Source organism: Flavobacterium sp. RNTU_13 (genome assembly GCF_046614455.1).
GTDB lineage: Bacteria > Bacteroidota > Bacteroidia > Flavobacteriales > Flavobacteriaceae > Flavobacterium.
In genome coordinates this window covers 52,738-76,316 of sequence record NZ_JBKJHB010000005.1, presented here as the reverse complement: position 1 = coordinate 76,316, position 23,579 = coordinate 52,738, and the positions used below count along the sequence as shown (strand labels likewise).

22 protein-coding genes are annotated in these 23,579 nt (G+C 43.1%); 15 read left to right on the top strand and 7 right to left on the bottom strand.

Annotation, left to right across the window (positions count from 1 at the left end; genetic code table 11):
- Positions 1 to 52: 52 nt before the first annotated feature.
- The gene (gene obgE / locus ACLI08_RS12405) at positions 53 to 1,063 is read right to left on the bottom strand and encodes a GTPase ObgE (protein WP_411428813.1); all 1,011 of its coding nucleotides are present in this window, start codon (positions 1,061 to 1,063) and stop codon (positions 53 to 55) included.
- A 175-nt stretch (positions 1,064 to 1,238) separates the two neighbouring features.
- Here obgE and ACLI08_RS12400 point away from each other — a divergent pair, with 175 nt between their 5' ends.
- Positions 1,239 to 1,976 carry an MBL fold metallo-hydrolase gene (locus tag ACLI08_RS12400; protein ID WP_411428812.1) on the top strand — a complete coding sequence of 246 codons (738 nt, stop codon included), beginning with the start codon at positions 1,239 to 1,241 and terminating at the stop codon, positions 1,974 to 1,976.
- A gap of 307 nt (positions 1,977 to 2,283) precedes the next feature.
- On the opposite strand, the gene ACLI08_RS12395 is transcribed toward ACLI08_RS12400, so the two are convergent.
- The 3 genes from ACLI08_RS12395 to hpt are packed head-to-tail and all read right to left on the bottom strand — an operon-like array spanning position 2,284 to position 4,712.
- The gene (locus ACLI08_RS12395) at positions 2,284 to 3,561 is read right to left on the bottom strand and encodes a hemolysin family protein (RefSeq protein ID WP_411428811.1); all 1,278 of its coding nucleotides are present in this window, start codon (positions 3,559 to 3,561) and stop codon (positions 2,284 to 2,286) included.
- Between the two features lie 12 nt (positions 3,562 to 3,573).
- Complete coding sequence (locus tag ACLI08_RS12390) at positions 3,574 to 4,149, bottom strand: adenylate kinase (protein WP_411428810.1); 576 nt, start codon at positions 4,147 to 4,149, stop codon at positions 3,574 to 3,576.
- Between the two features lie 32 nt (positions 4,150 to 4,181).
- Positions 4,182 to 4,712 (bottom strand): hypoxanthine phosphoribosyltransferase, encoded by a 531-nt coding sequence (hpt, locus tag ACLI08_RS12385; RefSeq protein WP_411428809.1) that lies wholly within the window; start codon positions 4,710 to 4,712, stop codon positions 4,182 to 4,184.
- A gap of 192 nt (positions 4,713 to 4,904) precedes the next feature.
- Here hpt and ACLI08_RS12380 point away from each other — a divergent pair, with 192 nt between their 5' ends.
- From ACLI08_RS12380 to ACLI08_RS12360, 5 genes are all read left to right on the top strand, one after another.
- On the top strand, positions 4,905 to 6,182 hold the full coding sequence (locus ACLI08_RS12380; protein ID WP_411428808.1) for a PQQ-dependent sugar dehydrogenase: 1,278 nt from the start codon (positions 4,905 to 4,907) through the stop codon (positions 6,180 to 6,182).
- A gap of 164 nt (positions 6,183 to 6,346) precedes the next feature.
- The gene (locus ACLI08_RS12375; RefSeq protein WP_411428807.1) at positions 6,347 to 8,515 is read left to right on the top strand and encodes a TonB-dependent receptor; all 2,169 of its coding nucleotides are present in this window, start codon (positions 6,347 to 6,349) and stop codon (positions 8,513 to 8,515) included.
- 135 nt (positions 8,516 to 8,650) lie between these two features.
- Positions 8,651 to 10,069: a T9SS type A sorting domain-containing protein gene (locus tag ACLI08_RS12370; RefSeq protein WP_411428806.1), complete on the top strand. Its 1,419-nt coding sequence runs from the start codon at positions 8,651 to 8,653 to the stop codon at positions 10,067 to 10,069.
- A 76-nt stretch (positions 10,070 to 10,145) separates the two neighbouring features.
- Positions 10,146 to 10,694, top strand: coding sequence for a hypothetical protein (locus ACLI08_RS12365; protein WP_411428805.1), 549 nt, complete (start codon positions 10,146 to 10,148; stop codon positions 10,692 to 10,694).
- Positions 10,695 to 10,726: 32 nt separating this feature from the next.
- Positions 10,727 to 11,956 (top strand): cation:dicarboxylate symporter family transporter, encoded by a 1,230-nt coding sequence (locus tag ACLI08_RS12360; RefSeq protein WP_411428804.1) that lies wholly within the window; start codon positions 10,727 to 10,729, stop codon positions 11,954 to 11,956.
- 414 nt (positions 11,957 to 12,370) lie between these two features.
- On the opposite strand, the gene ACLI08_RS12355 is transcribed toward ACLI08_RS12360, so the two are convergent.
- The 3 genes from ACLI08_RS12355 to ACLI08_RS12345 all read right to left on the bottom strand — a co-directional run bounded on the left by ACLI08_RS12355 (position 12,371) and on the right by ACLI08_RS12345 (position 15,924).
- Positions 12,371 to 13,675 carry an MFS transporter gene (locus ACLI08_RS12355; RefSeq protein ID WP_411428803.1) on the bottom strand — a complete coding sequence of 435 codons (1,305 nt, stop codon included), beginning with the start codon at positions 13,673 to 13,675 and terminating at the stop codon, positions 12,371 to 12,373.
- A gap of 67 nt (positions 13,676 to 13,742) precedes the next feature.
- A complete protein-coding gene (locus ACLI08_RS12350) occupies positions 13,743 to 14,384 on the bottom strand; it encodes a hypothetical protein (protein WP_411428802.1) in 642 nt (213 codons plus the stop codon).
- A gap of 76 nt (positions 14,385 to 14,460) precedes the next feature.
- The gene (locus ACLI08_RS12345) at positions 14,461 to 15,924 is read right to left on the bottom strand and encodes a glycoside hydrolase family 130 protein (RefSeq protein ID WP_411428801.1); all 1,464 of its coding nucleotides are present in this window, start codon (positions 15,922 to 15,924) and stop codon (positions 14,461 to 14,463) included.
- A gap of 162 nt (positions 15,925 to 16,086) precedes the next feature.
- On the opposite strand from ACLI08_RS12345, the gene purK reads away from it, so the two are divergent.
- From purK to ACLI08_RS12300, 9 genes are all read left to right on the top strand, one after another.
- Positions 16,087 to 17,241 (top strand): 5-(carboxyamino)imidazole ribonucleotide synthase, encoded by a 1,155-nt coding sequence (purK, locus tag ACLI08_RS12340; RefSeq protein ID WP_411428800.1) that lies wholly within the window; start codon positions 16,087 to 16,089, stop codon positions 17,239 to 17,241.
- A gap of 87 nt (positions 17,242 to 17,328) precedes the next feature.
- Entirely contained in the window at positions 17,329 to 17,811 is a 483-nt protein-coding gene (gene purE, locus ACLI08_RS12335) for a 5-(carboxyamino)imidazole ribonucleotide mutase (protein WP_411428799.1), read from the top strand.
- A 233-nt stretch (positions 17,812 to 18,044) separates the two neighbouring features.
- Positions 18,045 to 18,668: a hypothetical protein gene (locus tag ACLI08_RS12330; protein ID WP_411428798.1), complete on the top strand. Its 624-nt coding sequence runs from the start codon at positions 18,045 to 18,047 to the stop codon at positions 18,666 to 18,668.
- 21 nt (positions 18,669 to 18,689) lie between these two features.
- A complete protein-coding gene (locus ACLI08_RS12325) occupies positions 18,690 to 20,723 on the top strand; it encodes a M3 family metallopeptidase (protein WP_411428797.1) in 2,034 nt (677 codons plus the stop codon).
- Between the two features lie 130 nt (positions 20,724 to 20,853).
- Positions 20,854 to 21,360: a GbsR/MarR family transcriptional regulator gene (locus ACLI08_RS12320; RefSeq protein ID WP_411428796.1), complete on the top strand. Its 507-nt coding sequence runs from the start codon at positions 20,854 to 20,856 to the stop codon at positions 21,358 to 21,360.
- 54 nt (positions 21,361 to 21,414) lie between these two features.
- The gene (locus tag ACLI08_RS12315; protein WP_411428795.1) at positions 21,415 to 21,771 is read left to right on the top strand and encodes a hypothetical protein; all 357 of its coding nucleotides are present in this window, start codon (positions 21,415 to 21,417) and stop codon (positions 21,769 to 21,771) included.
- On the top strand, positions 21,737 to 22,138 hold the full coding sequence (locus tag ACLI08_RS12310; RefSeq protein WP_411428794.1) for a DCC1-like thiol-disulfide oxidoreductase family protein: 402 nt from the start codon (positions 21,737 to 21,739) through the stop codon (positions 22,136 to 22,138). Before ACLI08_RS12315 ends, ACLI08_RS12310 begins: the two co-directional genes overlap by 35 nt.
- A 66-nt stretch (positions 22,139 to 22,204) precedes the next feature.
- Positions 22,205 to 22,573, top strand: a complete 369-nt coding sequence (locus ACLI08_RS12305; protein WP_411428793.1) for a hypothetical protein — start codon at positions 22,205 to 22,207, stop codon at positions 22,571 to 22,573.
- Between the two features lie 8 nt (positions 22,574 to 22,581).
- Entirely contained in the window at positions 22,582 to 23,487 is a 906-nt protein-coding gene (locus tag ACLI08_RS12300) for a TIGR01777 family oxidoreductase (RefSeq protein ID WP_411428792.1), read from the top strand.
- Positions 23,488 to 23,579: the final 92 nt, after the last annotated feature.

Genomic DNA, 23,579 nt, shown 5'->3' with positions numbered 1-23,579 from the left:
AAAAAACCGCCTTGTAATAAGGCGGTTGTATAACTATATATGTGAAAATTAATTATTCTACAGTGGTATTAAGCATTTTCCAAAGCACATCTTTAAGCTCTGTAAGTCCCTGCTGCGCTACAGACGATATCATCATGTATGGAATATCTTTAAACGTAGCATCAAGATTAGATTTCATTTCTGCTGTAAGCTCTTCATCGAGCATATCGCATTTAGAAATCACAATTACACGATCCTTATCCAGGATTTCCGGATTGTAACGGCGTAATTCGTCCAGCAATATTTCATACTCTTTTTTAATATCATCGGCATCGGCCGGGATAAGAAAAATAAGTATAGAATTACGCTCTATATGGCGCAAGAAGTAGTGGCCAAGCCCTTTACCTTCGGCTGCACCCTCTATAATTCCGGGAATATCGGCAATTACAAAACTTTGGAAATCACGATACGCTACAATACCTAAGTTTGGCTTAAGCGTAGTAAACGGATAGTCGGCTATTTTAGGCTTTGCAGATGTAAGCACACTAAGCAGGGTACTTTTACCCGCATTAGGGAAACCTACAAGCCCCACATCGGCAAGTACTTTTAGTTCCAGCAGCACATCAATTTCTTCTGCAGGCATACCTGGCTGAGAGTAACGCGGTGTTTGGTTGGTACTGGTCCTGAAATGCCAGTTACCCAAGCCGCCCTTACCGCCTTTGGCAAGTATTTTTTTCTCACCATGCTCGGTAATTTCAAACAAAACTTCTCCTGTTTCCTGGTCTTTAACCACGGTACCCAGCGGCACTTCTATGTACTTGTCCTCGCCATCGGCACCCGTACTGCGCGAACTACCTCCATCGCCTCCGTGACCTGCTTTAATATGGCGTGCAAATTTAAGGTGAAACAACGTCCACAGCCCCTTGTTACCCACAAGAAATACGTGTCCGCCACGGCCACCATCGCCACCATCGGGTCCTCCTTTTTCTATAAACTTCTCACGGTGAAGGTGTGTAGAACCCTTCCCTCCCTTTCCGGAAGACACATATATCTTTACATAATCTACAAAATTCCCCTCTGTCATCGTGTTTAAAGTTTACTATTCAAGGTTTAAGGGCGCAAAGGTACACTATTTTATTGAATTTTAAAGCGTGTACCAGCGGTTAGTACAGGTACAATCACAGTGCGGCTATATTATACTTTTTTTGACAACACCGCAGCATTATGGTATGTATATTTGCAACAACAATGGTACTTTTATGAAAATAATCCCCTTACAGTTTGGCGTGTTCCGCGTAAGTAAAGAAAAAGAATTTACCCCGAAAAATACACCTCTACAACCCGGAGAAAGCGGCTACCTTACTATGGCGATATGCCCGTTTTTGGTAGTGCTGCCTAACCAACTTATACTTATAGATGCCGGGCTGGGCACAATAGAAAACGGCAAGCCTACCCTGCTACGTCTGATTGAAGAAGCGGGATACAACCCTGCTGATATAAATATGATCCTGCTGAGCCACCTGCACAAAGACCATATAGAGGGTTTGGGCTATTTTAAGGAGGGAGCGTTTATACAAAACTTTCCGCAGGCTAAAATATATTATCAGCCGCGCGAACTTGATTATGGCCTTACGCAAACCGAAAGCCATTCGTTTAGCCAAGAGGTGCTGCAAGCCTTTGCACAATTACCTAATCTGCACCCCTTGCATTACAACAGCGGAAATATTGGCAACCATATTACCTACGAAGTTACAGGAGGACACTCACCCTTTCACCAAGTGTTTTGGATAAAGGGTGGAAATGAAACGGCTTTTTACGGAGCAGATAACCTGCCCCAACGCGCCTACCTGAAATTTCATATTGCTTACAAAACCGATTATGATGGAAAAAAAGCCATGGAAGACCGTATCAAATGGGAGCAGCAGGCAAAAGAAAATAATTGGACGGTACTGTTATACCACGATACTCACAGCATTATTCATTTAAATTATAATTAAAAGAAACACACTACAAAACCTTGCTGTATGTACACCTTAAACGGCAAACAAGCTTATTTCTGCTAGTTTTAGTGCTTTTGTCTATACCGTGTCTATACTCAATTTTTAATTATGATTTTTTTAATACGTATTTTTGTACCTTATTGATGAACCTTCTGTTCGGTTCATTTTCGAGTCCCCTCGATAAATGCTATTAACCCCTACCTTTTCAGGTGGGGATTTTTTTTGCAAAAAAACCACCTTTACAACACTACGTTGCAAAAATGGTTTCATATAAATTATCTATTTAAAAGCTGCTGTTTACAGGCTACTCTTTTAAAGAGCGCACCCTTACCTTATTTATCTTTACGCCATCCATGGCTACCACTTCAAGCTCAAAAAGATTCCAGGTAAGCTTTTCGCCCTCTTTTGGGATGTAGCTCAACTCTGTCATAATAAGGCCGCTTACGGTAGTAACCTCGTATTCGTTTATAAGGTCATCAAGGTCAAAATACGTAAGGAAGTCGTGCAGCGGATAATGCCCGTCTACCAGCCAGCTTCCTTCGCCCTCGGCTACCAGCTTAAACTCGTCTTCATAAAAATCAGCCGCATCGCCTACCAGTGCCTCAAGTATGTCGTTAAGGGTAATAACACCCTGAAAAACACCATACTCATCAGTTACCAGTGCATAGTGCACCTTGGTCTTTTTAAAAATTTCGAGCGCCTTGTAGGCAGATGTATGCTCTATTAAATACACCGGCTCTTTAATAATATTGGTAAGCTTAAAGCCCGGGGTTTCGTAATTGGCAAAAATATCTTTAAGCAGCACTACCCCCATAACCTCGTCCAGGTTATTGCTTTCGCATACGGGGTACATACTGTGCAATTCTTCCAGCATTACCTCCCTTATCTTTTCCTTATCAAAATCAGGGCTCAGGTAGCTTACAGATTTACGGTGCGTCATAAGCGAGTTTACCTTACGGTCGCCTATATGAAACACGCGCTCCATAATATCGTGCTCTATTTCCTGCACTTCGCCGCCTTCGGTACCTTCTTTTATAATCGCCTTAATTTCCTCCTCCGTTACTTTTCCATCTGCCGTAGGGCGAATGTTAAACAACTTCATAAGCCCATCGGTACTTACGGTAAGCAACCATATAAACGGTGCGGTAATTATGCTTATGTATTTCATAGGCACAGCAACCAGCTTTGCTATGTTTTCAGGATAGGTAAGCCCTACCCTTTTTGGCAGCAGCTCGCCCAGTACTAACGAAAAATACGTAAGCACCACCACCACTATACCAACCGATAACTGATTAGCATACGGCTTAAGAGCGGCAAACCCTTCTACAAAGGCGCGCACGTCATCTGTAACGCTGTCACCCGAGTATATACCGGTAAGTATGCCTATAAGGGTAATACCTATCTGTACCGTACTCAGGAATTTGTTTGGCGCATTGGCCAGGTCCAGCGCGGTCTGTGCGGCGCTGTTTCCTTTCTTTGCAGCGGTTTCAAGGCGGTTTTTCCGTGAGGAAATCAGCGCGATCTCGCTCATGGAAAATACCCCGTTAAGGATAATAAGGAATAATATTATGGCTATTTCCAATCAGGTATGGGTTTAGTTAAGACTATCTATTACCAGGCTCAGCCTTTCGGTAACTTCCTGTATAGAACCTATTCCGTCTACTTCGTAAAACTTCTTTTGGTTCTTATAAAAGTCGGCCAGCGGCGCGGTTTTATGGTTGTATTCCTGGTAGCGGTTACGTATCAGTGCCTCGTCCTGGTCATCTGGCCTGCCACTGGTTTTTCCGCGCTCTAAAAGGCGTTGTACAAGTACCTCATCATCGGCCTCAAGGGCTATGGTAGCGGTTACTTCCCAACCTTTAGAGATAAGGAACGCGTCTAGCGCTTCGGCCTGGTGTACGGTGCGGGGAAAACCGTCAAACAAAAAGCCTGCAGTACCTGTATGCTTTTCTACCTCATCCTGAAGCATTTTTATGGTAAGAGAATCAGGCACAAGATCGCCGGCATCCATAAACGCCTTTGCCTGCTTGCCCAGTTCTGTTTCGTTTTTAATATTATAACGGAAAACATCTCCTGTGCTAATGTGCGTAAGGTTGTACTTTCCTTTCAAAAAATCGGCCTGGGTGCCCTTTCCTGCGCCCGGCTTACCGAATAATACAATGTTAATCATGGTTATAAATTTATAGGGTTTGGGTTAAGATACTATTGGTGCAACTGGTATACTTCGGGCAGGTTGCGTCCCAGCCCGTCGTAGTCAAGGCCATAGCCTACAATAAATTTGTTTGGGATTTCAAAGCCTATGTAGTTAAGCAAAATGTCTTTTTTATAAGCCTCAGGCTTAAAGAAAAGCGTAGCCAGTTTTAGTTGCTTTACACCCGCCTGGCTAAACATTTTTACAAGTTCCTCTACCGTGTTACCGGTATCTACAATGTCTTCTATAATCACCACGCTGCGGCCTTCCAGGTTTTGGTTAAGCCCTATAAGCTGCTTAACTTCGCCGGTAGTGCCCATCCCCTCATACGATGCTACTTTTACAAAACTTACCTCACACGGGGCGGTATAGTGTTTTACAAAATCAGAAACCACCATAAAAGCTCCGTTTAGCACACCTACAAATACCGGTACTTCTCCCTGCATATCTGCGGCAACCTCTGCGGCAAGTCGTTTCAGTTGTGTGTTTATTTCTTCTGCCGAAATAAACGGTTCAAATTTTTTATCGTGAAGCTGTATCACTTTAGTTCGTGTTGTTTTAATAAGCCACAAATATACTAATTGTAATACAGCCAATACAGTGGCATGCGTATTTTATATTTTTTTTACAATTGTTAAATTAAAACTAATTTTCAATAAGTTAACAGCCTCTTATCGCACGGAAATGTAATTTTAACGGTATATAACAATTTTCCGCATACTCATTTTCTGCCTATGAAAACCACATTGTTACCTCTTTTAGCTACCGTAGCACTCCTTACCGCAGGATGTAAGGAGAAAAAAATAACCAACGAAGAAAAAGAACAGGCTAAAGCCGAAGGCTCCGTAACCGTAGAAACCGCCATAGGGCCACTTACCCTGCCCGCGCCGTACAGCACCGAAAGCGTAGCCAAAAACAGCAAAATTGTAGACTGGCCCGAGGGGCAGTTGCCAAAGGTTCCGGAAGGTTTCACCGTAACAAAGTTTGCGGGCGACCTTAAAAATCCGCGCAATACGTATGTTGCGCCCAACGGGGATATTTTTGTAGCCGAAAGTAACACGCACGGGAGTGCCGACCGTATTACACTATTTAGGGATGCAGATAAAAACGGTACGTATGAAACCCGTACAATATTTGCCGAAAAGCTAAACCAGCCTTACGGGTTACTAATACTTAAAGATAAGTTTTACATAGCCAATACCGACGGTTTATACCAATACCCATATAAAACAGGAGATACTAAACTTACAGGCACGGGTAAGCGCATTGTAGACCTGCCCGCAGGTGGCTACAATAACCACTGGACGCGAAACCTTATAGCCAATGCCGATGGATCTAAGATTTATATATCGGTAGGGTCTGCCAGTAACGTGGGCGAACATGGAATGGATACTGAAATCCGCCGTGCTAATATCCTTGAAATTAACCCCGACGGCTCTGGCGAAAGGGTATTTGCATCGGGTATACGTAACCCTGTGGGTATGGACTGGAACCCTGTTACCAAGCAGTTGTGGACAGCCGTTAACGAACGCGATGAACTGGGCGACGGCCTGGTGCCTGACTATGTAACATCGGTTAAAGAGGGTGGGTTTTACGGCTGGCCGTATTCTTATTATGGAAAAATTGAGGACCCGCGCCTTAAAGGCCAAAAGCCTGAACTTGTAGCAAAATCTATTATACCCGATGTACCCGTGGGGGCACACACAGCATCGTTAGGGCTAGCGTTTTATAACAACAATAAATTTCCTGAAAAATACCGTAACGGTGCGTTTGTAGGCCAGCACGGCAGCTGGAACCGCAGTATACTTAGCGGGTATAAAGTTGTGTTTATTCCGTTTAAAGATGGTAAACCAGCCGGAGCACCGCAGGATTTCCTTACGGGCTTTATAGCCGATGAAAGTAAAGCCACCGCTTACGGCCGCCCGGTAGACGTTACCCTGCTACCCGATGGTTCGTTACTGGTAAACGACGACAGTGGCAACACGCTTTGGCAAATCAGTGCCAAAAAGTAACCCTGTGCATTATTTCCCATTATATCCCTTTAAAGACCTGCGGTTAACCATCCGCAGGTTTTTTATATGCCTGAAATTTGACTTGCTGTTAAAAACAAAAGGAAAATCTTGTATAAATTTAAACGCTTATATTCGGGCTGTAAACATAAAGTTCCTATTCCCCTATGATAAAAAAACTACTTCTATTGTTAATGCTGCTCATTGGCTACAGCCAAATGATGATTGCTCAGGATACTATTAGAAAAAAAACACTTCCTATATTAGCAGTCATTAAAGCTCAAAAAGATACAATACTAAATTCCGATAAAAAGAAAAATGACATTACTGATTATGCAAAAGGAATAAAAATACCCGACCTTAACGAGGTTGTAATCTCAGGTTTCCACCTAAACGACAGCCTGCAAACCGTACCCGCTGCCGTGAGCGTGTTAACCAACCTGCAACGTAATAACAATACAGATATAGCTCCGCTACTAAATACGCTGCCCGGGGTGCAAATGCAGAGCGGCGCACTGAATACCAATCGGATTTCCATAAGGGGTATTGGTGCGCGTACTACCTATGGAACCAACAAAATAAGGGCGTTTTACGGCAATATTCCCCTTACTACAGGCGATAGCGAAACTACAATAGAAGACATAGACCTGGAAGCCATACAAAAAGTAGAGGTAATTAAGGGGCCATTCAGCAGTATATACGGCGCGGGGCTTGGCGGTGCTATACTCATCGACCCGAAATACACACTAAACAATGGCAACACCGCTAAAGTGAGTGTTACTGCGGGGTCGTTTGGGTTGCTAAAATACACTGTGAATTACGGTTACGCCACCAACACAGGTAGCCTGAATATTAACTACCACAAACTGCAAAGCGACGGCTGGCGCGATAATAGCAGCTATAACCGTGAAGGGGTTACCCTTTCCGGAGATGTTTTCCGAAAGGAGAAAAGCAGGCTCACGTATTTTGGCAATTACACCTATCTAAAAGCCTATATACCCAGCTCTGTAACAAAGCAAAGCTTTAACGAAAACCCTAAGGCAGCAGCGCCTACCTGGGCTGCAAGCAAGGGCTACGAACAGTACAACAGCGTTATGGCAGGGCTGGCATATGAATTTGAGTTGGCACCCCGGTTAAAAAACGCCACATCAGTATTTTTTAATAACAAAGATAGTTACGAACCCCGCCCGTTTGACATTTTGAGCCAAAACAGTACCGGCTACGGCGGGCGTACCCAGTTTACCGGGAGACTGGAACCGGGCGGTTTAAAAACTACCTACATTGCAGGTTTAGAATACTTTCGTGATGGTTACAAGGGCCATACGTATGAAAACCTGTACCAGCAAAACAACGGTAACGGTACCCTGCAAGGGCTTCCGCTAACCGGCGATAAACAGCAGCGTCATTTTATAAACGCCTTTGCGCAGCTACGTGTGGAGTTTACCAAAAAGCTTGAAGCACAGGCAGGTGTTAATTACAATAAAACAGCTTTCGGCCTAGACACCACCTTCCCTACCGAAAGCCGCAATAGCGAAAACCACAGCTATAAGGGCATTGTGGCGCCACAGCTATCGTTGCTTTACAAACCCGCTAAGACCGCTACGGTGTACGCATCGGTAAGCCGGGGGTTTTCGCTTCCGGCAATATCAGAAACGCTTACTGCAGATGGTACCATAAATCCGAACATTAAACCCGAAAGCGGATATAATATGGAGGTTGGCAGTAAAATATACCTGTTAAACAACCGCCTGTATACCGATGTAGCAGTGTATCGTATGGAAATAAAAGACCTGCTTGTAGCCCAGCGCGTAGGCGATGATCAGTACATAGGTATAAATGCCGGTAAAACACTGCACGAAGGCGTGGAATGGTCAGTGCGGTTTAGCCATGCTGTCGCAAAAGGATTTTACCTTACACAATATGCCTCAACATCTGTGGGAAGATACCGTTTTATGTCGTTTAATAACAACGGCACAGACTACAGCGGAAACAAACTTACGGGGGTACCATCTACAAAGGTAAACGCCGGATTTACGCTTGCCATGCCGCTAAAACTGTACCTTACTGCTGATTATTACTACACGGGCAGCCTCCCCATGAACGATGCCAACACCGCTTTTGCAGACAGCTACAATTTACTTAATGCTAAAATCGGTTGGAGTTATTTCCGCGAAAGTGGCCTAAGTATGGGGGCAGCCTTTGGCGTAAACAACCTCACTAATACGCATTACGCTTCCATGGTATTGGTAAACGCTACCGGAACTAACCCGCGGTACTACTATCCGGGGCTGCCGGTTAACTATTATGGTAATGTGATGGTTAGCTACACGTTTTAAGCAATGTCACACAATGTCACGCAAGGTGTCACGCTTTATCAGACAAAAAATAAACAATAGCTACACAACCTTTTTAATTTTACGGTATCTATCCAAAAAAAGTTTTTTAAGATAACTATTAAAAACCGAGACGCTATGAAATTAAAATTACTCGTGTTACTGTTGCTTTGCAGCGTAACAAACATTTTTGCACAAGGTGCCGTAATACAGGGCGATGAAATGCTTTGCCCAAACAGTACCGGAACAGCCATTGTAATGGGCTTTATACCGTATGATACCTACCAGTGGCAGGTTAAGCAATATGGAGCTACAGAATTTACAGATATTGAAGGTGCTACTAACTCCACCTTTACTTACGATGCTTACACGTACAGCGTTACTACCATTCGTGCTAAAGTTACCCAAAACGGCGAAACGCTATATTCTAACGAGCTGTTTATAGACAGCATGGTGTTCTTACCAATATATTACAGCACAGAAACCACCGGCAACGTAACATTTGACCCCGATACCCTTAGCTACGTACTTTGCGATGGAGCCACTGTGGTAAACACCGTGGGCCAACCTTACACAAACGTGCAATGGTACAAAGATGGCGAACCTATAGCTGGTGCCACTCAACAATCGTATACTATTACAACACCCGGCACATATTATGCCGTTGCGGCCCCAGAAAGCTGCCCTGATAGCATACAGACCACATTAACCTGCTCTGTAGTAGCCTGTTCAACATCTGAAGTTGTAGCCCCGGTTATAGATGGCGATTTAATGCTTTGCCCTAACACTAATGGTACTGCGCAGGTAACCAATAACCAAACCTATGATACGTACCAGTGGTACTTTAAATACTGGTTCCTGTCAGATGATTTTGCTCCTATAGAGGGCGCTACATCGGCAAGCTTTACTTACGACTGGTATACCTATGACCAGGCATTATTTAAGCTGGTAGTAACCCGAAACGGACAAACATACGAGTCTAACACCATACAAATAGACAGCCATAACTGGGCCGGGCTTTTAGTTACGCATAGCTTTAACGAGGATGAAGTATACGTAAATCCGGATAATGGCAACTTTATGATGTGCCCGGGCAGCACTATACAAAATACTGTAGGCAGCCCGTACACCATAGTACAATGGTATAAAGACGGCGAACCTATAGAAGGTGCTACCGCTACAACCTATACTTTTACTGAACCGGGAGTATACACCGTAACGGCTGCCCCCGCTATTTGCCCAGAGAGCACATCTACTACACCCGAAATTGTGGTAGAACTAAGAACAGATTGTGAAGCAGGCGTAAATAACCCTTCGTTTGCAGGTAACATAACCCTGTACCCTAACCCTGCAAGCAGCATTCTAAATGTTCAACTAAACAACAACGCTACAGCAGATGCCTATGTTATATATGATGTTACAGGGAAGCAACTTGCTACAGGAAGCCTTAACGGTAACCTTAACGGCATAAACATAGACAACCTTGCCGCAGGAAGCTACCTTATTAAAATAAGCAGTGCTAACGGGCAGGCGACAAGGATGTTTGCAAAACAGTAATTTTCCACATTAATTTAGATAGTTTTAGCGGGACAGTTTGTCCCGCTTTTTTTATTTTTGGATAAGCCGATAAAATATGGAAAACCGTTTTATAACCGACATTTCTGCCAGTACAGCGCACCGCCCTTCGCGCGAAGGATTGGCTACGCGGGTTTTAAACGATATAAACCTCTTGCCGGTTTTGCTTGACGTAGCTTTTAATACGCAGGACAAAAACCACCACAAGGCCTGCTGGATCATGGAATTGGTTTTTGAGAACCAAATTTCGTTGCTGGATGCGTACCTTGAAACTTTTTCTACCAGGCTAAAAGATTACACTCACGATGGGGCCATCCGTTCGGTTTCAAAAGTGTGTTTGTTCCTGGCTAACCGCTGGGCTACCCAACCTACTACCCTATCGGCACAACAAAAAGAACTTGTTACCGAAGCGTGTTTTGACTGGCTTATAAATCCCGCAGGAAAAGTAGCCAACAAGGCCTACGCTATGCGCGCACTCTACATACTGGGCAAAGATACTGAGTGGGTATACCCTGAGCTAAAACGCATACTATCTGAAGACTTTTCTGCACACAGCGCAGCATATAAGGCCGCCGCAAAAGAACTCTTGCAAAAGATGAAATTATAAGTACCTTGCACGTGCTATAACACATCTTTTCTATGAACGGAAACTTCAGTAAACCGCAGATAGCGGTACTAAAAGTAGTTACTAACCTTACCTTTTGGGTATTTGTTGCCATAACCGCTGGTATTCTCCTGGGGCACTTTGCACCGCAGCAGGCGCTTAAAATGGAACCGGTAGGCAAATATTTCATTGAACTGATAAAAGTTTTTATCGGACCCATAATCTTCCTGACCATAGTACTGGGCATAAGCGGCATGGGCGACTTACGCAAAGTGGGCCGAATAGGCCTTAAATCCCTGCTGTATTTTGAAGTAGTAACCACGTTTGCACTAATCATAGGTATAGGTGTGGCGTATTTGTTACAACCCGGCAGCATAGACCGCAGCACACTACCCATGCAGGATGCCACTAAGTTTACCACGCAGGCATCTGGATTTAGCTGGGTAACGTTTTTTATGGACAACCTTACACTACAAGTGCTGTTAGCAGCCATTATTACGGGTATTGCCCTCAATTTTTACAACCGTCGCGAACAGGTAATTGCGCATTTGTATACCGCTTCTAAATGGGTTTTTAAAGTACTGAAGTGGGTAATGTACCTTGCGCCCGTAGGTGCTTTTGGGGCTATGGCATTTACCATAGGGAAGTTTGGGCTGCATACCCTACTGCCATTAGCCAAACTTATGGCATGCGTATATGTAACCATGGCGGTGTTTATATTTGGCGTGTTAGGCAGTATATTGCGCTATTACAAAATGAGCATACTCAGGTTTTTAAAGTTTGTAAAGGAAGAGCTCATCTTAATATTGGGTACATCGTCTTCTGAAACAGCGTTACCAAACCTTATGGAAAAACTCCAAAAAGCAGGGTGCAGTAAAGAGGTTGTGGGCCTTGTGGTACCTACAGGCTATTCTTTTAACCTCGATGGTACGTCTATTTACCTGAGCATGTCTGTTATCTTTCTCGCACAGTTGTACGATGTGCATTTGTCGTTCGCAGAAATCCTTACCATCATTGGCCTGCTCATGATAACCAGTAAAGGCGCGGCAGGGGTTACCGGTAGTGGTTTTGTAGTTATGGCCAGTACACTTACCGCCATACATAAAATTCCTGTAGAGGGACTGGCATTTTTACTTGGCGTAGATAAATTTATGAGCGAAGCACGTGCTATTACAAACTTTATAGGTAATGGCATTGCCACCCTTGTTATAAGTAAAAGCGAAGGCGAAAATCCCAATATATACCAGCCTTTAGTAGACGAATAAAAAATTAAACGTTTTTTCTTACAAAAAACAACTACTATAACGTTATAGAAAAGGGTTAGGGTACGGTTTTTTAACAAAAAGATAGCGGTATTTTATTCAATCCCATTACAATTTTTCAGTAAAAAATTCATATAGATGATTATTTGATAAAAACACACCACTGGTTATCAATGATTGATATTTTATTTACTTTAGTAAAAGATTTAAATACCATTTTAAAGTTCGCTGAAGATAGGGTTTACAGAGTACTGCAACAGGGTAGTGACGATGGGGAACGACACTATATACCACCTGATCCAGGAAAAGTAACCGGAAAATAGGCTGAAAGAATGATAAAATGCAAACAAGCAACTTTCTTCTTTTTAAAGGCTCGTGACAACCACGAGCCTTTTAAATTTTATACCCGCCCCAAGATTACTTCTTCTCTTCGTCTTTAGCATCATGATTATCGTCAAAACTGAATTTACGTAGCCTAGGCGCGCTGAAAAACGTAATGGCAATAACCCCCAGTGTAAGGCAGCCACCGGTAACCACTGCGCGTACCGTACCCAGCCAGTGCGCCATAACCCCGCTCTCAAAATCGCCCAGTTCGTTACTGGAACTTATAAATATGGTATTTACAGAGGCTACCCTTCCGCGCATATGGTCTGGTGTTACTAATTGCAGTATAGTACCACGCACTACTACGCTTACTGCATCAAACATTCCGCTTAGCAACAGCATAAATACAGAAAGAAAAAAGTTTGTAGAAATGCCGAACACAATTATGCTAAGTGCAAAGCCTGTAACCGCCACAAAAAGCTTTTTCCCCGGATTTGTTTTTAGCGGCAAAAAGGCCAATATACCCAGCGTAAGCAAAGCACCTACCCCGGGGGCGGCACGAAGTATACCAAAGCCTACTTCATCTACATGAAGTATTTCTTTTTGATACACCGGCAAAAGCGCTATGGCACCTCCAAAGAGTACCGAAAACATATCCAGTAATTGTGCACCAAGCATTTCTGGGGTTTTTAATACAAAGCGTATACCCTGCGAAAGGCTTTCCAGTATCGGCTCTTTTTCTACTTTACGTATAAGCGGCTTTGTCTTAATGTATAGTACAGGGAACAATAACAATATTTGCACCACGGCAACTGCCAGCATCCCGGTTATAACACCATCTAACGCTATCATTACACCCGCTGCTAAGGGCCCGCCGACAGCACCGATTTGAAAGGCCATACTACTCCAGCTGCTTCCGTTAGCATACAGTTTACGGTCGCTTACCACAAGGCCAAACAACGCGAACAGCGACGGGCCTAAAAACGAACGTATGATACCTCCGGCAAACACCAATCCGTAGATAGCATACAGCGTAGTTTCTTTACCCAAAGCATTGAAAGAAAACGGGGTTGTAAGCGCAAAAAGCGAAAGCCCAAGCGCTATATAACTGCTTATGCCCAGTAGCACCATTTTCCGTTTTTCGTTAAGGTCTACATAGTGGCCGGCAAACAAAGAGCAGCCTATTGCGGGGATAACCTCGGCAAGGCCTACCATGCCCAGCGAAAGCTTATCGTTTGTAAGTTGGTACACCCAGTAAAATATGGTAGTGCTTTGCATATTCAGCGCAAAGAACAAACCAAACCTTACGCAGAGATAAGCGAGAAATTCCTTATTTTTTAATACTGGGTTTTTCTCAAAAAAACCCGGTCGGGATACGCCGCTTGTATCGTTATCCATACAGTTTTTGATTTACCTGCAAAGATACACCTAAGCTAGTAACCTAAGGTTAGAAAACACTTAAGTTTTATTGTCTAAATTCCGGTGTGAGATAAAATACGGTATCTATAAAATAAAGTACCCCGTTGTAGGTTAACACATTTTCGTCGTGTAAATCTTCCAGGATTATTCCTAAATCAGGATTAAAATAATCGTTTCTCCTGCTATTTATAAAACCGTTAGCTTCCAGGAAGTTTCTTACTTCAGCCAGGTCAGTAGCACTGTTTACCGAAACAAAAGGCTGCTTTACAACAGCATACAGTATTTGCTTTTCTAAATCCTTATTATAGTCCTCGGTAAAGCCTACCAATTCATACGCGGTATCGGGAAAGAAGTAATTATGCAACAGCAGATTATTAAAATAATCTACCCAACAATCATAATATATGGCATCGTTAAGCTTAACAACGTGTTTACCGTCGTGAAGATAAACACGTTGCTCTGCTCCCTGACTAATGTACTTAGAAAAGTCGAGGTCATTAATCCAAAGATTATGTTGGGAAATATATGCCGTTAATCTCTCTGTTTCTTGTACTTTGAGACGCTCTGATTCTGCAATTCTTTGGCCTGGTTCCTCGCCTTTTCTAAGGTAACCGGTAATTGTTTGGATAAGTAATCCATGCCTAACCTGGCCCTTTCCTGAAATGACATTGAGTAACTCATCTTTCATTGAATTATTTAAGTAATGCAAACATATAAAATTTAACCTATAAAATCAAAAGTGAATCTGCTACTTAAACAGAACATCACCCCCCTGCCTTAAGCCTGTCCAGCAAGGTTTGCAGTTTTACGGTGGCGAACCCTGAGCTGTGATCGCTGAGCCCATACGGAATAATAAGATCCTCGCCGTGTACAATAGAGCCGCAGCTATATACCACATTTGGTACGTAACCTTCGCGCTCATCAGGGTTAGGAATGATAAGTGGGTCTTTTAGGCGCCCAATTTCAATGGAAGGGTCGTTAAGATCTAATAACGATGCACCTATACAATAACGGCGCATACTGCCGACAGAGTGTGTAATGATAAGCCATCCGCACTCGGTTTCAATAGGCGATCCGCAATTACCTATCTGCACAAACTCCCACGGGTACTCCGGTGCCTGAATTTTAATAGGGTCGTCCCACTCGTTTATGTGGTCGCTGTACATAAGGTAGTTGTTCCAGCCGTCTATGCGGCTTAGCATGGCATATTTACCATTTATCTTTCTGGGGAACAGTGCCAGGTTTTTATTTTTAGCCCCTGATCCGTTTAGCGGACTGGTCTTAAACTCGTAGAAATCAAATGTTTTAAGGAGTTTTGGCATTATGTGGTACCCATCGTATGCAGTGTACGTAGCATAATAGGCTACCTTTCCGTTTTCATCAGTAAATTTTACAAAGCGGGCATCTTCAATTCCCTTGCTCTCAAAATCAGAAATCGGGAAAATAACACGGTCGCTAATATCAGTATCCTTACTAAATGTAATACGGCGGTAACTATCGCTTAGTGCCAGTATCTGGTTAAGGTCTAACAGTGTAGCAGGATCAGTAATTTGGCTCCGTGCTTCATTTACCACCCTTTTCAGTTGCTCATAATCAAAACGGTCTTCCAGTTTTTCGGTAACCATTTGCAGGAACTGATCGCTTATATCGGCTTCGCTGGCTTTGGTAATAAACAACCGTTTGTTGTAGACCAGGTTGTGTATTTTTTCGGCTTCATCTATATAATTACCGGCCGGGATTACGGTAATGTTACAGTTCTTGTCTATAATTGCCCTACGGAATACAACAGAACTTACGTGCCCCTCGCCTACTGCCCTAAAGCTAATAATTACCCTTAGCTGTCCTTCTTCAAGGTTGCCCTGATCCGGATCTGGCACTATACTGGGATTAAAAAATGCAGCCGATTCTATAGAATACTCATGTGTAAAATAAGAACCTATGAGCAACTTACAGTCTTCATCAAGGCTTTTAAAATCATAGCCTGCCATTTCTATATACGCCCTTACACGCTCGCAGTTACGCAGCAGTTTACGGGTTATATTACGGTGACGCTTAGAAAAATCCTGAAGTAATGGCGATATTAACGACCACACTTCATCTTTATCCAGCGCCATTATTTTTTTTACCAGTTCTATAGCGCGTTCTTCCCCATTAAAAAAGAAGCGCGCTATAACGCGCTTGGTATCGGGTAGCACCTTTACTGGTTTTCTTTCTACAGTAAGTCTCATACAGCGGTATTTAAGTTCAGATAGTTTTGTAAGAAATATTGTAACCCCTAAAATACGAATATATTAGCATACCCAAATGCTAAATAAAAGTGAAAAATACTACAGGAATTTGCCGTTGCTTTATGCTCATTTAATAAGTATCTTTGCGCAAACAACAACACAATGAACTACTTTTCTTCCGGATTTAAACTCGGCATACTGGGTGGCGGGCAGCTGGGTAAAATGCTGCTTACCGAAACCCGAAAATTTGATATTCAAACCTATGTGCTTGATCCGTCGGCCGAAGCACCGTGCAAAATAGGCAGCAATGTATTTATACAGGGCAGCCTTATGGATTTTGACACCGTGTACAACTTTGGCAAACAGGTAGACGTACTTACCTTTGAAATAGAGCTGGTAAACATACAAGCCCTGGAAAAGCTGGAAGCCGAAGGAGTTAAGGTATACCCCTCGCCCCACACCCTGAAACAGATACAGAACAAAGGGGCGCAAAAAGATTTTTACAGCGCGCACAACATACCTACTGCTCCTTATAAACGCTTTGAGTCTACTTCAGTTCTTAAAGAAGCTGCCGAAGCGGGAGAATTTACATTCCCATTTATCTGGAAAAGCACCGAAGGCGGCTACGATGGTAACGGCGTTAAGGTAATTCGCAGCATAGAAAGTTTTGACGGCCTTGCCGATGTACAGTGCATAGCCGAAGAAATGATAGCCTTTAAAAATGAACTTGCCGTAATAGTGGCGCGAAATCCGGAGGGCGAAATAAAAACCTACCCTGTTGTAGAAATGGAATTTCACCCAGAGGCTAATCAGGTAGAGTATGTTATTTGCCCTGCCCGTATAGATGATGCGGTTGCAGAAAAAGCACGTGCCATAGCCCTTAATGTGTCGCAGGCATTTAACCATGTAGGCTTACTTGCCGTGGAAATGTTCCAGACACAGGACGATGAAATCCTGGTTAACGAAGTGGCCCCAAGGCCACACAACAGCGGGCACTATTCTATAGAAGCGAGCTACACCAGCCAGTTTGAACAACACCTGCGTGCCATACTTAACCTACCGCTTGGCAATACCGACAGTAAGGTAGCAGGCATTATGGTAAATCTTGTGGGTGCCGAAGGCTACAGCGGTAACGTAGTATACGAAAATATAGAGAAGATACTGGGCAAAGACGGTGTTACCCCACACATTTACGGTAAAAAGGAAACCCGACCGTTCCGTAAAATGGGCCACGTAACCATAGTAAACAGCGATATAGCCGAAGCCCGAAGGATTGCAGAGGAAGTTAAGAATACGATTAGGGTAATTAGTAAATAGGTTATGCGGTAATTCGGTTATTTGTTAGTTCTATGCCACTTCACCCTAAACTACAAACTATAAACAATAAACCACAAACTCGTCAGAATGAAAATAGGAATCATCATGGGCAGCATATCGGACATGCCGGTAATGCAGGATGCCATAGACATATTAAAGGAATTTGGTATTGAAACTGAGGTAGACATAGTATCTGCCCACCGCACACCGGAAAAACTGTTTGAATACAGCACTACCGCACATAACCGCGGGGTTAACGTAATCATAGCCGGCGCAGGCGGTGCAGCCCACCTTCCGGGTATGGTAGCCAGTATGAGTCCGCTACCCGTTATAGGCGTACCGGTAAAATCAAGCAACAGCATAGACGGATGGGACAGCGTACTTTCTATCCTGCAAATGCCGGGTGGCGTACCCGTAGCTACCGTAGCACTTAACGGTGCCAAAAATGCCGGTATACTCGCAGCGCAAATACTGGGCAGCCACGACAAGCTGGTACAGGCAAAAATCATAGCCTACAAACAAGGCCTTAAAGAAGCGGTGATAAAAGCTTCAGACAGCCTAAAGAAATAAGACAAAGCCAGCCTGAAAAGGTTGGCTTTTTTGCTGGATGCCAAAATGTCTTCCACCTGCATTCGGAATAGTTTTTGTATATTTGAGAGTATAAAAATTGTGTTATGGATATTAATGAAAAGAAAATAAAACTTGCGATAAAGATATTGGAAACGGAAGATGCCTCATTAATTGAAAAAACATTAGTTTTAATTGAAGAGTATAACTCATCCACGGAGAAATAAGTAATCCTTATGTCGGTATTTTTTAAATTTCTAGCGCTTATTTTTCTTTTCACTACAACTATTTATTCACAGAATTTTCCTTCTGAGAAACAAGCGGATGGTTTTATCGCTGCACTTCAAAAACAGAAAGTAGATACAATCTGTACATTAAAGCACGATGCGGTAGGATACATAGGTGGAAATTATGACGGCGATTGTCCTAAAACAGAGAAAACCGCTTACATATTTTGGAAAAAAGATGGTAAAACATATCTGACCCAAAAGAATAACTGCAAAGAATATCCCGTTATTGAAATTAAAGATGACCAATTTTGGAACATATATTTCGAGAGCAAGGAGCTTGTTGCAACACAAAAAATTAAAGTCCCGGAAGTAATTGTAAAAGATAGTACTGGTACTCATATCCACAAAACATTATCATTTCATTACTCATTTAAAGAAATAGCACTTTACACAAACGGCAAAAGGGTTTTAGATGATAAATCTCCCGACAACTTCTTTCATAAAAAACTCATACACAATAGAAAAAATATCAATTACTCTTATAACACGTCAACAGTTATCTATAAGTTACGGATCGCTTTAGATAAAATCATCAAAAATTACAGTAAGCGATTCGTCGCGTTAAAATAATTTCAAGACATTAATTTTAACATGAACATACTCACTCAAAAATTTACTACAAAGCACGATACCGCGCCCTTTGGCAGCATAAAAACCGAAGATTTTTTACCAGCATTTAAGGAAGCCATTGAGGCAGCCCGCAAGGAGGTTGATGCCATAGCCCACAACCCTGAGGCGCCTACTTTTGAAAACACTACCGTAGCCATGAGCTACAGTGGCGATACGCTGGACAGGATTTCGAGCATCTTTTTTAACCTGCATTCTGCGGAAACCAATGATGAGCTGCAACAAATAGCCCAGGAAGTTTCTCCCCTATTGTCAGAATTTGGGAATGACATCCGCCTGAATGCCGATTTATTCAAGCGCGTTAAAGCCGTGTACGAGCAAAAGGACAGCCTTAACCTTACACCGGAACAAACTACCTTACTGGATAAACAATACAAAGGCTTTAGCCGTAACGGCGCTAACCTGCCCGAAGATAAAAAGAACCAGCTTCGTGAAATTGACAAGGAACTGAGCAAGCTAAGCCTGGAGTTTGGCGAAAACGTACTGAAGGAAACCAACGCGTTTACCCTTCACATTACCAACGAAAAAGATTTGGCGGGACTACCGGAGGGTGCAATTGAAGCGGCAAAAGAAACCGCTGCAAGCCAGGAAAAGGAAGGTTGGGTTTTCACACTGGATTACCCCAGCTACGTACCGTTTATGACCTATGCCGATAATCGTGAATTACGCAAACAACTTGCGCTGGCTTTTGGTGCAAAAGGGTTTCAGGATAACGAACAGAACAACGAAAAAATAGTACTGCGCATAGCCAAGCTGCGTCATGACCGTGCCCAACTTTTAGGGTACAATTCGCATGCGCATTTTGTGCTGGAAGAGCGCATGGCAGAACATCCGGATAAGGTAAAATCGTTCCTGAATGACCTGCTTGCCAAAGCCAAGCCCGCTGCGGAGCGTGAGTTTGCAGAGCTTTCGGCATTTGCAAAAGAGCTGGATGGTATAGACCAACTTCAAAAATGGGATGGTGCCTACTACAGCGAAAAACTGAAACAAAAACTGTTCAACCTTGACGATGAAAAGCTGAAACCGTACTTTAAGCTGGAGAACGTACTAAACGGCGCCTTTACTATAGCGGGCAGACTGTATGGGCTTACGTTTGAGGAGGTAAAAGACATAGACGTGTACCACAAGGACGTTACTACTTATGAGGTTAAAGACGAGAATGGCGACCTGGTGGCTATTTTTTACGCCGATTTCTTCCCGAGGAAAGGCAAGCGCAACGGTGCCTGGATGACTTCGTTTAAGAACCAATATGTGCTAGACGGCGTTAACGAACGCCCGCACGTAAGCATCGTGTGCAACTTTACCAAGCCTACCGCCAGCAAGCCTAGCCTGCTAACCTTTAATGAGGTTACCACGCTGTTCCATGAGTTTGGCCACGCGCTGCACGGCATGCTGGCTAACACCGTTTACCCAAGCCTGAGCGGCACCAGCGTATACTGGGACTTTGTGGAACTGCCAAGCCAGGTTATGGAAAACTGGTGCTACGAGCCGGAGGCACTTGCCCTGTTTGCACACCACTACGAAACCGGAGAAATTATCCCGATTGAATACATTAATAAAATTAAAGAAAGTGCCAGCTTCCAGGAGGGTATGGCTACACTTCGCCAGCTGAGTTTCGGGTTGCTGGATATGGGTTGGCATAGCGAAGACCCAAGCCATATTACCAGCCTTAAGGATTTTGAAACACAGCAGTTTGCCCATACCTCACTGTATCCTGATGTAAAGGAAAACGCCATGAGTACGGCATTCAGCCATATTTTCCAGGGTGGTTATTCGTCTGGGTACTACAGCTACAAATGGGCCGAAGTATTAGACGCCGATGCCTTTGAGCTATTTCAGGAGAAAGGTATCTTTGATAAAGAAACCGCTACGAAGTTCAAGGAATTTGTACTGAGCAAAGGCGGTACCGAGCACCCTATGGAACTGTACAAGCGTTTCCGTGGGCAGGAACCGAAACCGGAAGCGTTGCTAAGGAGAGCTGGGCTTTTGACAGACTAAGAGACAATAGAGATAAGATAATAGACAAAACCCCGAAGAATAACTTCGGGGTTTTATTTTGTACTATAGTCTTAAAAATTAATTTTCAAATAATTTTGAAAGTTTAAAAACTATTACTTATCTTTGGGTTATGGAATTCGGAGAAGCTAAAAATAAGTTCATACAAACCTGGGGCGCACTGGGTAGCCAGTGGGGCATTAATAAAACCATGGCACAGATACACGCGTTGCTTATGGTAGCACCCGAAGCCCTGAGTATGGAAGAAATCATGGAGGAGCTGCACATAAGCCGTGGCAACGCCAGCATGAACCTTCGCGCGCTTATGGACTGGGGCATTGTATATAAGGAGCTGAAGCCGGGCGAACGCAGGGAGTTTTTTGTATCTGAAAAAGACCTGGACGAACTTGCCGTAAAAATAGCGCAGGAACGCAGCCGCCGCGAAATTAAGCCCGCCCTTAAGGTGCTTAAAGATGTGTCGTCATTTTCTAAGGATGATAACTCCACCGAAGCCAAAACATTCAGAGAGCAGACTACCAAGCTGTATGACTTTGTGTTGAAAGCCGATAATATGATAGAAAAAGTTACCGAACATAAAGACAACTGGATAGCACGCCTGGTTATGAAAATAATGCGCTAAAAAATTTTACCTAAATATTTCAAATATTTTTGAAAGTTTAAAACAATCAATATTATGAAAACACTACACTACATTAATTACTTTGCTCTGGGCGTTCCATTATTACTTGGCATAATAGGATGTGCCGATAACGACCTTTGGTTCTGGGCATTATTATCTACTATGCTTACAGGCTTTTTACAGATGCTTGTGGCTTTGTTACTATTACTTTGGATCCCAAAGAACATCCATTTATACATCTATTTCTTTTTTACAATATTATTCTTTGTGCTTTGGTTAGGATTTGAGATTGAATACTGGTTGTTCGTACTCCCAGCCCTATTAGCTATCTATCTTACCTATATATTGTTCAACCAGAAAGATACATTCCACAACCATGAAAACGCTAAAACACCAAACCCTGGTTTATGATAAAGACTGTCCGCTATGCAGGGCATACACGTCAGGCTTTGTAAAAACAGGTATGCTCGATGAAAACGGTCGCCTGCCCTATGCCCACCTCAACACAGAAAATTGCGCGTTTGTAGATGCTAACCGTGCCCGTAACGAAATCGCGTTAATAGACCACGCCAGCAAATCTGTTACATACGGAATAGACAGCCTACTTAAAGTATTGGGGCACTCCATGCCGTTAATTGAAAAGGTAGGCAAAACCAAACCGGTATATGCAGTGCTTAAAAGGCTGTATTCATTTATATCATACAACCGTAAGGTAATCATCCCTTCGGCAAAAAATCAAACCGAAGCACAGTGCATCCCTGATTTTAACCTTAAGTAGCGCATTACTTACATTTTGTTTGGAGGGATAATAATTGCACTGGTACTGTTCCGCTATTCGCAACTTATGAATTACGGAAGGGCTATTCTGCCCTTTTATATAGAGCTGTTTTTAGCCTTTGGGCAAATACCGTTTCAATGGATAGTATTACGGAAAGAAAACAGGGAAACACAGTTTGAATACTTTGGCAACCTGATTACGGTATCGGTGTTTGGTTCGCTCCTGCTAACATTAGGGATAATTGCAAATACAATAATGAACGTTCCTCCTGAGCCTCACACACTGTGTTTTTTAATCACAGCAACTATCATGTTTTTTGAACATCTTCGCAGGGTAGAACTACTACAACTTCCTGTAAAACTTTGTATAAGCTGGCTTAGCTACAGATTCCTGCTACTGCTAGCAGTAGTACTCTATATTTCCATCACTAAATAAAAAATACCATGAAAAAGTTAGTTATTGCCGCAGGAACCGGCTTCCTGGGTAAGGTACTTATTGCCTATTTTAAAGATAAAACCGATGAAATTGTGATTCTCACCCGCAAGCCGTTACCTAATAATGGCAACATAAGGTATGTACAGTGGGATGCCAAGACCCTTACCGGTTGGGAAACGGAACTAAACAGTGCCGACGCGTTGATAAACCTTGCAGGGAAATCAGTGAACTGCCGCTATACCATAACCAATAAAAACGAAATACTAAACAGCCGTGTAGACAGCACTGCCATTTTAGGCAAAGCCATAGCTCAATGTACCCACCCTCCTAAGCACTGGCTAAACGCCTCCACTGCTACAATATACCGCCACAGCGAAGACAAACAAATGAATGAAAACGAAGGGGAAATTGGCAGCGATTTCAGTATGAATGTGGCTAAAATGTGGGAACGTATCTTCTTTGGCATTAATACTCCGCAAACCTATAAAACGGCATTGCGTACCTCTATAGTGTTGGGTAATAACGGAGGTGCATTCCCCATTATGAAAAAACTTGCTATGGCAGGCCTGGGCGGAAAGCAGGGAAATGGCAGGCAATACATAAGCTGGATACATGAAAATGATTTTGCGCGCGCGGTAGCATTTATAGTAACCGAAAAATTAATAGGCCCCGTAAATGTTACAGCACCTAATCCTATTAAAAACAAAGATTTTATGAGTGCTTTGCGCAAAGCGGTACACATACCGTTCGGAATACCTCAACCGGAATGGCTGCTGAAAATTGGCGCAACAGTAATTGGTACCGAAACCGAACTGGTCTTAAAATCACGAAATGTAATACCCGTACGCCTGCAAAAAAGCGGTTTTAACTTTCAGCACAGCACAGCTATTGAGGCGACAAATGCACTGGTGTAAAAGTTACTTTTTAGCTTTGATTCAGATGTGTTCACGCGCTTTAAAAACGCATATTTTGTAACAATTCTCTACCGGATTAGTCGGTTTTGTAA